This window comes from Paenibacillus ginsengarvi (assembly GCF_003626695.1).
Classification (GTDB): Bacteria; Bacillota; Bacilli; order Paenibacillales; family NBRC-103111; genus Paenibacillus_AB; species Paenibacillus_AB ginsengarvi.
In genome coordinates this window covers 23,090-37,707 of record NZ_RBAH01000021.1, presented here as the reverse complement: position 1 = coordinate 37,707, position 14,618 = coordinate 23,090, and the positions used below count along the sequence as shown (strand labels likewise).

General features: G+C 57.0%; 10 protein-coding genes. All 10 read left to right on the top strand.

Translation table 11 applies throughout. The annotated features are described in order from the left end of the window. Window positions 1–447: 447 nt before the first annotated feature. Window positions 448–1,947: a sensor histidine kinase gene (locus tag D7M11_RS36530; protein WP_205127106.1), complete on the top strand. Its 1,500-nt coding sequence runs from the start codon at window positions 448–450 to the stop codon at window positions 1,945–1,947. Between the two features lie 95 nt (window positions 1,948–2,042). Beyond that, the gene (locus D7M11_RS24560) at window positions 2,043–4,247 is read left to right on the top strand and encodes an ATP-binding protein (RefSeq protein WP_120749910.1); all 2,205 of its coding nucleotides are present in this window, start codon (window positions 2,043–2,045) and stop codon (window positions 4,245–4,247) included. An 81-nt stretch (window positions 4,248–4,328) separates the two neighbouring features. Further along, a complete protein-coding gene (locus D7M11_RS24555; RefSeq protein WP_240041292.1) occupies window positions 4,329–4,961 on the top strand; it encodes a Pvc16 family protein in 633 nt (210 codons plus the stop codon). 22 nt (window positions 4,962–4,983) lie between these two features. Further along, complete coding sequence (locus tag D7M11_RS24550) at window positions 4,984–5,784, top strand: hypothetical protein (RefSeq protein WP_120749909.1); 801 nt, start codon at window positions 4,984–4,986, stop codon at window positions 5,782–5,784. A gap of 125 nt (window positions 5,785–5,909) precedes the next feature. After that, window positions 5,910–7,658, top strand: a complete 1,749-nt coding sequence (locus tag D7M11_RS24545; RefSeq protein WP_120750005.1) for a phage tail sheath subtilisin-like domain-containing protein — start codon at window positions 5,910–5,912, stop codon at window positions 7,656–7,658. Window positions 7,659–7,709: 51 nt separating this feature from the next. Continuing rightward, window positions 7,710–8,147, top strand: a complete 438-nt coding sequence (locus D7M11_RS24540; protein ID WP_120749908.1) for a phage tail protein — start codon at window positions 7,710–7,712, stop codon at window positions 8,145–8,147. Between the two features lie 71 nt (window positions 8,148–8,218). Beyond that, window positions 8,219–8,596: a phage tail assembly protein gene (locus tag D7M11_RS24535; RefSeq protein ID WP_120749907.1), complete on the top strand. Its 378-nt coding sequence runs from the start codon at window positions 8,219–8,221 to the stop codon at window positions 8,594–8,596. Further along, the gene (locus D7M11_RS37950) at window positions 8,593–8,796 is read left to right on the top strand and encodes a DUF6760 family protein (RefSeq protein ID WP_120749906.1); all 204 of its coding nucleotides are present in this window, start codon (window positions 8,593–8,595) and stop codon (window positions 8,794–8,796) included. The genes D7M11_RS24535 and D7M11_RS37950 overlap by 4 nt, the downstream gene beginning before the upstream one ends. Before the next feature lie 8 nt (window positions 8,797–8,804). After that, window positions 8,805–9,251: a phage tail protein gene (locus tag D7M11_RS24525; RefSeq protein ID WP_120749905.1), complete on the top strand. Its 447-nt coding sequence runs from the start codon at window positions 8,805–8,807 to the stop codon at window positions 9,249–9,251. A gap of 24 nt (window positions 9,252–9,275) precedes the next feature. Further along, a complete protein-coding gene (locus D7M11_RS24520; protein ID WP_120749904.1) occupies window positions 9,276–14,612 on the top strand; it encodes a hypothetical protein in 5,337 nt (1,778 codons plus the stop codon). Window positions 14,613–14,618 lie beyond the last annotated feature (6 nt).

Here is a 14,618-nt window from a genome sequence, read left to right as displayed (position 1 = left end):
ATGCTATATTTGAAAGTTCGCAACTCGAAGTCTGCTCTTTATTTAGCTTATCTCTTTTTTGATATCGGCGTCATCTTTATGAGCTTGGGAGGATCGATCAAAGGGGATATTATAGGGAAGTTCTTGCTCGGGTTGGGTCTTACGCTTGTTCCGATCATGTTCTTGCGTTTTATTATCGTGTTTTTTAAAGAAAAAGGCGACATAGACCTGAAATTTAAATTTATGCCGATATTATATCTTCCAGTCCTTTTTCAAAGTTTCGTCTGGATCTCGTGGATGGGGACCGATCAAGTCAGTAATGTACTATACAACATCATCGTAATGGTCGTACTAGTATCTTTCTTGTGCGGAATTGTAATCGATCTTGGCATTCTCTACTATATATTTTTTCGACATCGTAAAGTTCAGTCCAGTTTGTCATCGATTATACGTTTCGTCATAACGTCTATGACAATTTCTTTTTTTCCGGTCATCGTTTTCTCCTTCGGCCCTAAAATATTGTACGGGAAAGATTTCGGGTCATCGTCGTATCTTACAAGCTGGTTTGTGCTCATCTTTCCACTAGCGTTCGCCTACCTCATCATAACCAAACAAATCTACGACATTCATATGGTGCTGCGGCGCGTGTTTTTTACCGTTATTATGGCATTGCTTCCTAACGTCTTTTTTACGGCTTTATTTGTGGCGCTCACATTCGACCATTTTTCGATTCATAGAGTCGTGCTCTTTTTCTGTCTGAGTCTGGTCGTGCTCACGTTCGTTCTGTATTCTACGGAGTACATGTACACGCGAATGGAGCGTTACATGTTCCCGCGGAAGCATCTGCTGCAAGCCGCGTTGAAGAAGATTGCCAAAAGCTTGACGTCGACATCGAGTTTCCACGATTTGAAGGACTTGATCCTATTGGACATCGTCAATACGCTGCAGGTGCGCGGCGGCGCGATTGTTCTGAAATACCAGGACAGCACGGAAATCTTGAGCGAAGGCGAGATCGATCATACCGAGGTGGAGAAGTTTGTGGGCGGCGATATGATGTCGGATCAGCCGGACCTCGTGCTGCTGGAAATTAATCGCCACGAAGAATATACAAGCTATCTGGTCATGACGCACAAGCGCTCCAATACGCATCTCGTCATGGAGGAGGTCCAGTGGCTGAACCTGATCGTGTCGTATCTCGCCGTCAGTCTGGAGAACGTTTTCCTCATCCGCAAGCTGACGGACAAGCTGCAGGGGTTCGCTTCGCAATCGCCGGACGAGCAGGAATCGCGGGCGCTGAACTGGTTCCGCAAGCTGATGTTCGAGCTTCAGGAGCGGGAGCGAATGCGGATCGCCGCGGATATGCACGACACGACGATGCAGGATCTGTTCTACTTGAAGCGCAAAATTACGGCGCTCGGCGACAGCGGCACGGTACCCGCAGCGGGGAAGGAAGCGATACGCAATCTTGTGGAGTACGTTGAGATCATTAATGTCAATTTGCGGCAAAATTGCTTCGATCTGCATCCGTATTTGCTTCAGGAAATCGGATTCGTGCGTACGGTCGAGAAAATTATCGAGCGGGAAAAATATTCGAGTCCGTTCGATATTCGGTTCGACGCTTCCGGCACGTATGAGATCGAGAGACGAGGACTGGAGACGAAGCGCCACTTGTTCCGGATCGTGCAGGAGCTGCTAAACAATGCGAGAAAACATTCGCGCGCCTCGCTCGTCACCTTGCGGCTGAAGCTGGAGAAGGGGCGGTTTCTGCTGCAATACGAAGACGACGGCGTCGGGTTCGATCCGGACGAGAGCAGGCCGGCAGGGATTCGCGCCTCCGGCGTCGGCATGGAGCAGTTAAGGAGCCGGATTCTTTACCTGCAAGGCAGGCTGGAGCTGGATACGAGGAAGGGAAGCGGCGTGCGTTTGAACATTTCATTCCCGATGAACGAAGAGTATAGCGCCTCCTGAAGCGGTGCTGCGTCTGCGGCCGAAATCGGATATAATTTAGGAATCATAGCCGTGCCGATTCTGACGGTCGAGCTTCAGGAGAAGGGATGTAGATCATGCGAGACAAGAAGCTTCCGGCAGCGGATCCGGCTGCCCCCGCCGCCGAAGCGTATGCCAAAGTGTGGGACTATTATGCGGACGAGCTGCGGCTGCTGGATGGCAAGCTGCGGCTACTGTATGCAAGACGGCAGCTCGCCGCCGCCGATCCGCAAACGGATGCGTTTCGCGGCATGTACGTATCCGAGGACGAATTTATGCGAATGGTCGGAGCCGCCGAGGAGGAACCGATTCCGCAACTGGCGGAGGAGGAAGACGACGTTCGCCGGCTTCGCTTCGGTATCGCCGCCCGCCTGGCCGCCAGCGTAAAACGCGGCGTATTTTTGCCGATCGTTCACTTGAGCGGCGTTTTCGGGCTGAGCCAGGTGGAGCGGGATCTGATTCTACTGGCGCTGGCTGTCGAGCTGGATCGCAAATATGAGCGCATCTTCGGCTATTTACTCGACGACTTGACCGTTCGACTGCCGAATGTCGGTCTGGCGCTTCAGCTCGTATGCGACAGCGCTGAAGATATGCGCGCGGCAAGGCTCGCTTTCGCGCCGGAAGCGAAGCTGAGCCGTTATTTTTTGTCCCGCGAGGAAACGGTCCCGTTCGGCCGGTCGCTGCTGTCCATGCCGATCGCGCTCGACCGCAGAATGACCGCCTTTTTGCTCGATACGGGCGAGTTGGACCGCGAGCTGCGCCAGGTAGCATCGATTCATTATCCGGATGAGGCGCCGGAGCCCTTGATCGTCCAGCAGGACGTGCAGCAGCAGCTTGCCGGCTATATCGCCGAGCTGGCGAAGGCGCGCCGTCCCGGAGAAGCACCCGCAGCCGTTCATCTGCACGGTCCGGCGGGAGCGGGAAAGAAGTTGCAGCTGCGTCATCTATGCGCGACATGGGGCAAGAACCTCTTGATCGCAGACTTGCGAGCGATCACGCCGGACCGGGAGCGATTTGCTCCGCTGCTCGGGCAAGTGCTTCGGGAGGCGATTATGCATCAGGCGGCGCTTGCTTTCGCGCATGCCGAGTCGCTATTTGTAGAAGAGCCGGATGCGGAAGCGGCGGAGCGGGTCCGGGTGTTTCGCAGCGAGCTGGACCGGCATGGGCTGCCGCTTTTTTTGCTGTCGGATCGTGATATCCGGCTGGAGTGGCCCTCGGGCGGAATCGTCTGGATGGAGCGGGAGCTCGCCGTGCCGAATGAAGCCGAGCGGGCAACGCTATGGCGCGAGTTCGGACGGCTTGTGGGACTTGGCGACGTGGTGGAGCATGGGCCGATCGCCGCGCAGTTTCGCTTCACCCCGGGCCAGATCCGCAGCGCGGCCGGCGATGCCGCGAAGCTGTTCGCTTGGAGGGGCAAGAAGCTCCAAGATGTGCTCGGCGAAGCGTGCTACCGGCAGATCCGCCACAAGCTGGAGCGGAAGGCGGTCCGGATCGAGCCCAAATACGGCTGGGACGATATCGTTCTGCCGAGCGAGCAGAAGCAGCTGCTTCGCAATGCGTGCAATCAGGTCAAGTACCGGTCGGTCGTATTCGGGGAGTGGGGCTTCGGCAGGAAGCTGGCGTATGGCAAAGGGCTCTCCATGCTGTTCGCCGGTCCTCCGGGAACGGGGAAAACGATGTCGGCGCAAGTCGTCGCCAAAGATTTGCGGATGGAGCTGTACAAAATCGATCTGTCCCAGGTCATCAGCAAGTATATCGGCGAGACGGAAAAAAACTTGCACGAAATATTCGAGGAAGGCAAGAAAAGCGGGGCGATTCTGTTTTTCGACGAAACGGACGCTTTGTTCGGGAAACGGTCCGAGGTGAAGGATGCCCACGACAAGTATGCGAATATTGAGACGGCGTATTTGCTCCAGAAGATGGAGGAATACGACGGCATATCCGTTCTGGCTACGAACCTGCTGAACAATATCGACGAGGCGTTTCTGCGGCGCATCCAGTTCGTTATCAAGTTTCCGTTTCCGGATGCGGAGTACCGGGAGCAAATATGGAGAGCGATGTTTCCGCCGGAGGTGCCGCTTGACGGCGCCGTCGACTTCAAATACATAGCCCAAAAAATCGAGATTGCCGGCGGGAACATTAAAAATGTCGCCCTCTCGGCCGCGTTTCTCGCCGCCGAGCAGCAGCAGCGGGTAGGGATGGCCCATATAATGAGCGCGGTGCGCCACGAACTGCAAAAGTCGGGGAAAATTGTTGCCAGGAACGAACTGGAAGACTATTGACATATTGGAAACTATACGATTTTACCTATAGTCACGGGTAGGAATAAAAAGTATAATAGATTAGGGTCGGAACTTGTCGGTATGGCCCGCATGTCGCGGACGTACTTCGATACGCGAAGCGGCCGGATGAGGGGAGGGTTCACCATAGGCGATTATTCGGTTATTGCCGATGTCAGCGCCTCGCTGTTAAAGCTGCTTCGGGAGCAGATGACACCGGACCCGATTCCGCAGCCCGAGCTGATCGGCCTGGGCTCGCCGGTCGACAAAGGGGATTTTTACTTGTCTCTGTTTCTGTTCAATGTCAAAGAAAGCGGAAACAATCGGAGAACCCAGATGATTTCGCGCGGAACGGATCAGATGCAGTATCCGCCGCTGGCGGTGGATCTGCACTATATGCTCACCGTACAGTCGCCTGCCGAGCTGCAGTCCCGGGCGCTCGACGAGCATCGCATTCTCGGGCGTGCCATGCAGGTGCTCTACGACAATTCGGTGCTGCGAGGATCGACGGTTGTGGGAACGCTGGCCGAGCGAGAGGAAGAGGTGCGGATCGTCATGGATAACGTTTCCGGCGAGGGCATGCTGAGCATGTGGAATTTCGCCGAAACGCCGTACCGGCTTTCGATCAGTTATATGGTCGGACCGGTGATGATCGATTCGACGCGCGTCAAGTCGGTCAAGCGCGTATTGGAGCGGGACGTTTCGATCCAGGGCTGAAGCCGGTCGGGAGGAAGGATATATGGAGCATCTGCGCATTGTCAGGATGAGGACGCGCGTATCTTTGGTCTTGGCTTTGCGCGACGGGTATGTCTCGGGTCCGCCTGTTGATCGCGATATACAGGTCAGGCTTGTCGGATATCCTACCAAACCGATTGGCAAACCGGACGGCACATACATATACACGAACTTGGAGCCGGGTACTTACATACTGGAAATCGAATCTACTTATTACTTTCGCGAGACCCGAACGATTTCGGTCGGTAGCGCGAACAAGCTTGTTCAACTTGTGCTGATGCCGGTTTCTTCTTATCCGTTTCGTCCTAACGAGACGATGCTGAGAGCGAAAATCGAGAGCCGCACAGGCGGGCCGATGTCCGGCGCTCTAGCAACGGCTTCGGTCATGTCGGAAGAAAGCGTCAAGGGGCGAATTTCCGAGCACGATGTACCGGAAGGAAGCGATACGATAACGGTCGCTTCGCTGACCGGAATTATCCGCCCCGGCGACCGGCTGCTTCTGGTCGGGAGAGGCTCCGGGGATTTGAGCGAAATCGTGCAGATTCGCGAGGTGCTGGATTACCAGAAGCGGTTCAGGCTGGAAGAGGGAGTCGGCTCCGCTTATTTGCGGGGTTCGCTTTTGTACCCCGTCTATGTATCGCGGGTTTCGGAGCGGGGAGAGCTGGCAATCGCCTTTCCGAATGTACGGGCGAAGAAGCTTACGGCTTCGCTGCGGATCGGAAGCGATGAGGAGGAGCCGTCTGCGGTCAGGGAAGTGACCGTGGAAGAAGGCGTTGCGGTCAATCTTGGAACATGGATCGTTTAGCGGAACGCAAGATTCATTTCCATTTTGAAACCTATATACCATGCTGAAAGGAGAGAACTGGTCGAAAGGTACGGCGAGGGAGCCTGTTTACAGGCCGCCAGCCGGCCAATTTGGACCGGGAAACAATGGCTGAATATTTATCGCCAGGGGTGTATGTGGAAGAGTTTGACAGCGGCGCAGCGCCGTTAGAAGGTGCCAGCACCAGTACAGCCGGCTTTATCGGTCTTGCGCAGCGCGGGGAGATCGAGGGCTTGCCTCAGTTAGTAACGAGTGTAGCGGATTTCCATCGCATTTTCGGCAGCTACTTGTCCGAGAACGCCTTCGGCGATTACCGCTTTTTGTCGTACGCCGTGGAGCATTTCTTCCTGAACGGAGGATCGAGGGCTTTCATCATGCGGGTGGCGCCTTCCGATGCGAAGGTTTCCGGCAATCAGTCCGGAGCGAACAAGGAAGCATCCGTACTGAGCATCTCATCGAAAAATCCGGGCGCATGGGGCAACCAGGTGCGGATCGCGATCGTACCGTCGAGCAAGGCGAAGACGCAAATTTACGAAATTTTGGGCGATGCGGACGAATCCAAGCAGTATCGCGTCAAAAACAACGCCGGCTTCAACGTGGGCGACGTCATCGCTTTCGAAGCGGACGGCGCGAAGCAATACAACAAGGTCATTTCTTCGCAAGACAACATTATCGAGCTGGAGTCCGCGCTTGAGGGCGGCGAGGCGGTCATCGACCAAAACCTGCTGCCGGCGAAGGTGCTGACGACTTGCGAATTCACGATGCACGTCTTCTACGGGGACGAAGCCGAAACGTTCGAGAAAATGTCGCTTAACGTGTCTGCGGCGAACCATATCGAGAAAGTAACGGCCCGCTCCAACATCATCAAGGTGCAGGATATATCGGGAGGCAGCGCCGGGGCGGTCGCTCCGTTCGAAGTGATCTCGGGAGAAAACGAGACGGCAGGCAAATTCCAGATCGCGCTTTCCGGCGGCAGCGACGGTACGGTCGCGAACTTGTCCGCATCGGATTTCATGGGCCAGGACCGCGGACCGGGCAAACGGACCGGCATCCAGGCGTTCATCGACAACGACTTCGTCAGCATTATGGCCGTGCCGGGCGTAACCGATCCGAACGTGCAGCTCGCTCTTGTCGCGCATTGCGAAAACTTGGGCAGCCGCTTTGCCGTGCTGGACATTCCCCGCGACAAAACGAAAGTGGCGGACGTCATGACGCACCGCAACATTTTCGACAGCCAATACGCCGCCATGTACAATCCGTGGCTGCAAGTGTTCGACCCTCTCGACAAACGCAATATTTACATACCTCCTTCGGGTTCCATCGTTGGTATTTACGCGCGCTCCGACAACTCCAGAGGCGTACACAAGGCTCCGGCGAACGAAGTCGTGCGCGGCGTCGTGGGACTGGATTGCCAGTATAACAAGGGCGAGCAGGACATCTTGAATCCGCAAGGGGTCAACCTGATCCGCCAATTCGCTGGACAAGGCATTCGCGTATGGGGCGCACGCACGTGCTCTTCCAACGGCTTGTGGAAATATGTGAATGTACGGCGTTTGTTTATTTTCCTGGAGGAATCGATTCGCAACGGCACGAACTGGGTCGTGTTCGAACCGAACGACGAGCAGCTCTGGGCACGCGTACAGCGCACGATCGACGCTTTCCTGACGAGAGTGTGGAGAGACGGCGCGCTGATGGGAAGCAGTCCGGGCGAGGCGTTTTATATCAATATCGGCCGCAGTACGATGACGCAGGATGATATCGATAACGGCCGGCTTATATGCGTAATCGGCGTCGCTCCGGTGAAGCCTGCCGAATTCGTCATCTTCCGCCTTACGCAAAAAACGCGGGAAGAATAATGATTCGCCAATTTCGAACTGTATACTTGATATTGGAGAAAGGGGTATCTTATGGCTGCAGGTGAACGCAAAGATCCATACCGCAATTTTAGATTTCGCGTCGAAGTGGCCGGCATTCAGCAAGCCGGCTTCAGCGAGGTATCCGGCTTTGACGCGAGCGTATCCGTGATCGAATACCGGGAGGGCAACCAGGTTACAACGCCGCGCAAGCTGCCCGGGCTGACGAAGTACGGCAATATTACGCTCAAATGGGGCGTGACGGATTCCTTGGATATGTACAACTGGATGTCCGAAACGGTGCAAGGCAAAATTTCGCGTAAAACGGTGACGATCATCGCCATTAACGAAGAGGGCCAGGACGTGGCCCAATGGCAAGTGATCGAAGCTTGGCCGACCAAGTATACGGCTCCTAACTTCAACGGCTCCGGCAACGAAGTCGCGATCGAAAATTTGGAGCTGGCACACGAAGGCATGACCCGCACGAAATAGACAGTTACTTTGCGGAAGCGGCGCCGGCCCTAGGGGCAGGCGCTCTCCGCAGCCAGTAGGAGGGCAATAGCATGGCATTTCAAACCGAGTATCCATTCGAGCTTCCACGCGGCTATGTGGATGACAGCGGCACGCTGCACAAGCGCGGCACGATGAGGCTGGCTACGGCGGCCGACGAAATTTTGCCGATGCGCGATCCGCGCGTACAGCAAAATCCGGGCTACCTCAGCATCATTTTGCTTGCCCGCGTCATTACGAAGCTGGGCGACCTGCGGGCGATCGACACGCGTACGATCGAAGGGCTGTTTACGGCCGACCTCGCGTATTTGCAAAATATGTACCGCACGATCAACGAGGTAGAGGCGCCGAAGGTTCACTGTACTTGCCCGAAATGCGATCATGAGTTCGATGTGGACGTGTCTTTTTTGGACGAGACGGCGGAAGCATAAGCGGATATCCCATCGACAAGATTTATGAGGAGGCGAGCTTCATCGCCTACTACTTTCACTGGCCTCATGAGCAGATCATGTCGATGGAGCATCGCGAGCGCAGACGCTGGTGCGAGGAAATATCGAAAATCAACCGCAATTTGAACGAGGACGGGCAGGACAAGCCGAGCAATCCGTTCGATGTGTTTAACAAGAGGTGACGAAACCGATGGCCCCACCCACTCGATTAAACGACGCAATCGGCGCTTTCCGATTCAAGGTGGAGCTGGACGGGCTTCTCGTAGGCGGATTTTCCGAGGTGACGGGCGTAGGATCGGAAACCGAAGTGATGGAATTCCCCGAAGGGGGCCTGAATACGCACGTTCATTACTGGATCAAGCAAACGAAGTATACCCGGATCGTGCTCAAACGCGGAATGACGCAATCAAGCGAGCTATGGGATTGGTATGACGGCGTGGCAGGCGGGAACGTGCAGCGGAAGAACGGTTCCGTTATTTTGTACAATCACGGCGGTAATGAAATCTGTCGCTGGAATTTTTTTGAAGCCTTTCCGGTCAAATGGATCGGGCCGAGCTTGAACGCAGCCGGAAACAGCCTTGCGGTCGAATCGATCGAGATTGTGCATAACGGTCTGAAAGCGATTTTCAGCAAGTAGTTTTCGCGTTAGGGGGATTCGTTCATGCATTTGCGACAACCGCATACATCCCGAATCCCGACCGATATGACGCGATCGGCCGATTCCGATTTCGGAAAGCGAAGACAGACTCTGACCTTTAACGGAGCTGCCGAGTTCGCTTCCGGTATTATGAGCAAGTACGGGGTTGCACACGGCGACTATCTGGGACGTATATCGCTCATATTCAAGCAGCAGCGAGAGCTCGTTCGTCAGGTGATGGGCGGGTCCGGCAGCCGAAGCGGTACGCCGGGCGAGCGGCTGATCCTGATGCAGCAAGCGAAGCAAGCCGCAGCCGACGATACCAGGGCGAAGCAGCCGGTAAAGCCGGCCTTAACGGCAGCCGATAGTCGGAGTGTCGGTCCCGCGACCGGCAGTGTGTCGTTCGTGAACCGAGTGATCCGTGAGAGAGCCGAGCCGGCGGTCGTCACGCCGAACGTTTCCATCGCCAAATTAAGCTTCCCCGGACAGAATGCGGTACCGTCGCCGCGATTCGAGTATGATGCTCCTCGCCCGCCATATGGAGTTTTGTCTGTTGCAACGTCGCAGCTTGGGGGGTTGCCTGCCTCTGTGACAAGCAATAAATCCGCAACAGCTGATGCAAGGGGGAGCCGCGGACCGGAAGGAATCGGCGCGAGTCGGCCGTTTATACCCGGTCAGAAAGATCGTGACCCGGCAGCGGAGCGCCAGCATGATCGGTTTACCCGTTATACGGAAGAAAAGGCCGGTGTGATCCGGCAGCAAGATGTGCAATCTTTCTTTACCGTTAATAGAAGCTTATGGTTCCCCGCACTGGCTCCGGATACAGCCTCCTTTTCGGACAAACGGGCTGCTAGGCAGATATCGACGACAGGTCTAAACCAGACACACGATGTACCGGTCGTCTTGCGAGCGAGCAGGGCAGCAGCCGAACGGGAGCGATTACGATATCCGATTCGGATGAATCGGATCGATACGCAATTACCAATTAAGCTAGTAGATTTGCGATATAACCGGCAGCGATCCGAGCAGGAAACGTTACCGCTGCGGAACGCCAGCGTGACTCAAGGGGACAGCCGAACCCGGACTGTCTTCCGCACCATGGACACCGAGCAGCACGAAGCTCGCAGCGGCCGCTATGTCGCGCGCGAGAAGCCTGTCAACAACGAAAACGATGAAGGATCGGTAGCGCCGTTTGGCCGCCGAGCGGGACGCCCCGGCGCGGTTTTCGCGACGGAAGGCGATACGTCAAGGCATGGCCGTACCGAAACGATCCGACTTCCATATACATATTTTACCCATTTGGCTCCATGGATTAATGCGCAGGAGCACAGCATGACTGAAACTAAGTCCCGATTGACGCTGCCGATAGCGAAGATAGCGGCGCGAGTCGAATACATACACAGCGCAGATCCAATCGCCCTGATAAGGCGAAGCTTATATAGTACGCAGCATTCGCAAATAAATCCTGTTTTCCTGAGTGGACGAAAAGTCGGCTCCGCCGCTACCGATTCCCTGGCGTCTTCCGCCGGTCGGCAATTAGCGCGGAGGGACGCTGAGGCTGCTTCGATGGATTCGATTCTTGCGAATCAAGTATTGTCTCCTTTTCGGCAATCCGGACGCTTTCCTGCTGCTTTCGGGGGACAGAGAGCACTCGCTATGCCTGCCGAACAGCATGTACGGGCCGAAGAAGGGGCGATATACCGCTCGTCCGGCGTGATCCGGCTGCCGGCCGTTAACCGGCCAGTGTTGCAGACGGTAAGAAACAGCGCGTCAAGCGATCCGATACTCCGGAAGCCGTTCCTATCAGGCAGCTCGATGACCGGCCTTGTGTTCCGTTCGCATCTAGCGGTCCCTGCTTCGTTTCAGCAGGTGGCTAGCGAAAGTTTAGGCGTTGGGGACAGACGATTCTTGACGTCGACGCGGGTTTCGCCAGAGGGACGGCGCGAGGGAGAACAGAGAGCGCCCAACCCGGATTTCGCGGCTGGCGCTGACGCGATCGTCGCGACAACGGCAAGTGCGGGAACGGGAGCTGGCGCCGCCGGCGGAACCGCAGAAGCGAAGAGAACGGCTTTGCCGAACCCACGTTTCCACGGCGACCGGATGCTGCCCGGCCCTGTTCGCGATTTCGCGGCTTGGCTCCGGGAGTTTCCTGCCAAACGATCGAGCGGGATGACCCGTACGGAATCGATTCGCCGTTTGGCTTCGGCTAAAGACGATGGCACGAGGGAGACTCCGGTTGCAAGACTCATTCGCCAAGCTCCGGGAGCGAGTCCAACACGGGCGATTCCCGCAGCCGTGGTGCTCAGGAAGGTGAGCAAGGAAGGCAGGCCGGTCGCCTCACCGTCCACAACGCTGTCGGCACATACGCTAGCGGCGCAGCCCGCTTTCGATGATTGGCTGTTTCGCAAGAGTCGGTTAGAGCCAATTGAACGAAGTGAGGTTTTACCTCGGTTGCCAGGAACGGCGATTTCGGATGCAAGAAGTTTACTCCGGAAGCTTGGCATGAGCGGGAGGGGCGCCGTTACAGGTAGCGGCAAGCCGGATCGCTCTACAAGCGGCGCGAGGTCCACTACGGATCAAACGCTGCGGAGAAGTCCGAACGAGGCAGATGTGCCTGATCGTATGCAAGCGCGAAGCCAGTTGCCCGCGGAATCTCTTCCGGCTGACACTCGAACGGCATATGCAGCAAGCCGCTTCAGCTTAGGCAAGGATGTCTTGAGGAAAGGGAAGCGGCTGCCGTTACTCGCCCGAGCGGAGACAAATGCGCTATTCCGTCCGTACCGGGGAGATAGCTGGCCGGGGGCACAACGAGTTGTGCGGCGCAGTACGACGACGCTGCCGGAGCCAGGGCCGCTATTCACAGCTGAAGCGAGAAGGCTCGTTCGAATGGTTGCGGAAGTGAACCGTCAACAGCTGGCGTCACGGACCGAGATGCAAACGGAAGATCGGCGAGTAATAGTGCAGCGTCGTACGGCGGCGCTTGAGCAGCCGAAGCCGCTTTACGTATCCGAAGAGGCGAGAAGGCTTGTCCGGTTGATAACGGAAGCGAGCCTGTCTCCGCTCTCGGCACGAGCTGAGCAGCAACCGCGAGGTCAGCGAGTTGTAGTACAGCGTCGCGCGACGTTGCAGGAGCAGCCGAAGCCGCTCTATACAACCGAAGAGACGAGAAGGCTCGTCCGGTTGATAACGGAAGCGAATCGGTCGCCGCTCTTGGCACGAACCGAGCGGCAACCGGAAACGCAGCGAGTAGTGCAGCGTCGCGCGACAACGCAGGAACAGCCAAAGCCGCTCTACGCATCCCAAGAGATGAAGCAGTTTATCCGGTCGGTAACGGAAACGAGCCGTCCGCCGCTTTCGGCACGAATTGAGCAGCAACCGGAAACGCAGCGAGTAGTGCAGCGTCTCACAACGGCAACAGAACCAGCGCCGTTAGGAACTGCTTCGATCGGGCGGCTAACTCGTATCATTCCGGAAACGTTCCGAACGAATTCGCAACGCGAAAAACTGGACGTGCGCATCAACCCGCAATGGCCTATGGTTCCGCCCGAAGCGGCACACAGCCGGAGCGGCCGAAACGAAGCGCCAGCGGAACGGACGTACAGAACCGGAACGATCTTATCCGGTACCAGGTCGAACTCACCGGCAGCAGGCAGTACAGATATGAACAGCGACCGGTTTGAACCGGGCCTGTTCCGGCGAACGGCATCATTGCGCAGCTCGCTTCGCGGATTTCCATCGAACGAAAAGCCGGCGGCTGGTTTGGCAGAATCCCCCTTGGCATCGATCCAACGCCGCTTATCCGGGCCGATTCAACGGGAGAATGCGTTTGCTCCAGTGTCGGTGCAGTGGCCCACGGATACTCCCGTTCGGCGCCGGTTTGATTCTGTAAATCGGCTTCACGAGGGACCAGTCAAGGGGGATGCGCCGTCACGCGATATTGGCGGGTTCCAAACCGCAGCAAGCTCGATTTTACGGCGGCACACGCCGGCCCGTACGGTCATCGTAACGGACATGAATGGCCCGGCGCAGCCGCCGCAAGTCTCGGGCGAACTTGCGGCGCGGCGCGGCATACTGCCAAAAGCGGCGGAACCGGGGATCAGGACCGCAAGAACGCTCTTGCAGACCGTGCAGGAGTTTATCTGGCAGCAGATGCAGACACGCCGACGAACAGATGGGCGGCAGCCCGTTGCAGGGGCGGGGTTGCCGGAGAGAGTAGCTGTAAAACCGAGCGTTCCGGTGGCTGGAGCGGGCCGTTTCCCGCCTCCGTTTGCTTGGCGGCGTACGCCGTATTCTCCCGCGGGCGAAGAAGCGGCCATGTTGCAACGAATCGTTTCGCAGCCGGTTCGGTCCGCTTTTCCCGGTCAAACGGCCGGGAGAGCTGCGGTGCCGGCGATTAGCTTCGGCGGCCGGGGGACGGACGCCGGATCGTTAAGGACGCTACGCAGACAAGTGATTCCAAGCGAAGCGTGGACGGCGGCAGCGTCTGCTGCCGGGCGCCGTATTGCAGCCATAACAGGAGCGCCGGCATCCCATTCCGCGGTGAAGTTGCCGGGCGAAGTGCAGCGCCGTCTTGCGTCCGGAGCGCTTGAGCAGCACCTATGGAGATCGCATACGAATCTGCATCATGCCGGGATGCAAGTAAGTCGTTCCTTCGAAACGGTCGTAAAGCCGATCTGGCAGCGGGCAGTGGGGGAAACAACAACATTAGCCCTGTACGCGGGAAGCAGACGCATCGCCGCAGGGGCCGGTACGGCTGGCGATTCGGCCGCAAGCGGATTTTCACCTAATCGGCCGCACTCGCTGTCCGGTCCTTCGATGGTACGGGCAAACGGACAAGCGGATACGATCCGGCGCCGCATGTCTGCCGCATCGACCGTTATGCCGTCACCGGTCGCGCCACGAACGGCCGTCAGTCCGAGCCTCGCTTCTGCAAACGATGTCGCCTTCCAGCGTTCCTTCGCCAGAAGATCGGCTTCGAACGACACAATCGGCGGCGTGAGCCGAGCGTCGCTGACGCTGGTCGATTCCGGCAGAGCCATTTCCACAATCGGCGGGCAGACAGGCGTGCAGCACTCGGCTAACGTTTCATCGCCGCTGCTGGAGCACAAGCTCGGCTTCGAATCGCCGTCCGGCGTTCATGTCATGGAGCCTGCCGATCTCGATTACAGGAGAAGCTATATGCCGCGTCCGACCGCGAATGCGGCTGTGGAGCAGGCTCCGAGGGATTCCAAGGCCGATATGGAAGAGCTGCTCAAGATGGTCAAGAAGCTGCCGCAGTTCGATATCAAGAAGCTCGCCGAACGGGTGTATCGCGAGATCGAGCGGAAAATGCGTTTTGACCGGCAAACGCGAGGCTTTTAACCGAAC

Coding starts and splice junctions, on each gene's coding strand:
- D7M11_RS36530 (WP_205127106.1), top strand. CDS start 448: ATGACAATTTCTTTTTTTCCGGTCATCGTTTTCTCCTTCGGCCCTAAA.
- D7M11_RS24540 (WP_120749908.1), top strand. CDS start 7,710: ATGGCTGCAGGTGAACGCAAAGATCCATACCGCAATTTTAGATTTCGC.
- D7M11_RS24555 (WP_240041292.1), top strand. CDS start 4,329: ATGGCCCGCATGTCGCGGACGTACTTCGATACGCGAAGCGGCCGGATG.
- D7M11_RS24545 (WP_120750005.1), top strand. CDS start 5,910: ATGGCTGAATATTTATCGCCAGGGGTGTATGTGGAAGAGTTTGACAGC.
- D7M11_RS24560 (WP_120749910.1), top strand. CDS start 2,043: ATGCGAGACAAGAAGCTTCCGGCAGCGGATCCGGCTGCCCCCGCCGCC.
- D7M11_RS24520 (WP_120749904.1), top strand. CDS start 9,276: ATGCATTTGCGACAACCGCATACATCCCGAATCCCGACCGATATGACG.
- D7M11_RS24535 (WP_120749907.1), top strand. CDS start 8,219: ATGGCATTTCAAACCGAGTATCCATTCGAGCTTCCACGCGGCTATGTG.
- D7M11_RS24525 (WP_120749905.1), top strand. CDS start 8,805: ATGGCCCCACCCACTCGATTAAACGACGCAATCGGCGCTTTCCGATTC.
- D7M11_RS24550 (WP_120749909.1), top strand. CDS start 4,984: ATGGAGCATCTGCGCATTGTCAGGATGAGGACGCGCGTATCTTTGGTC.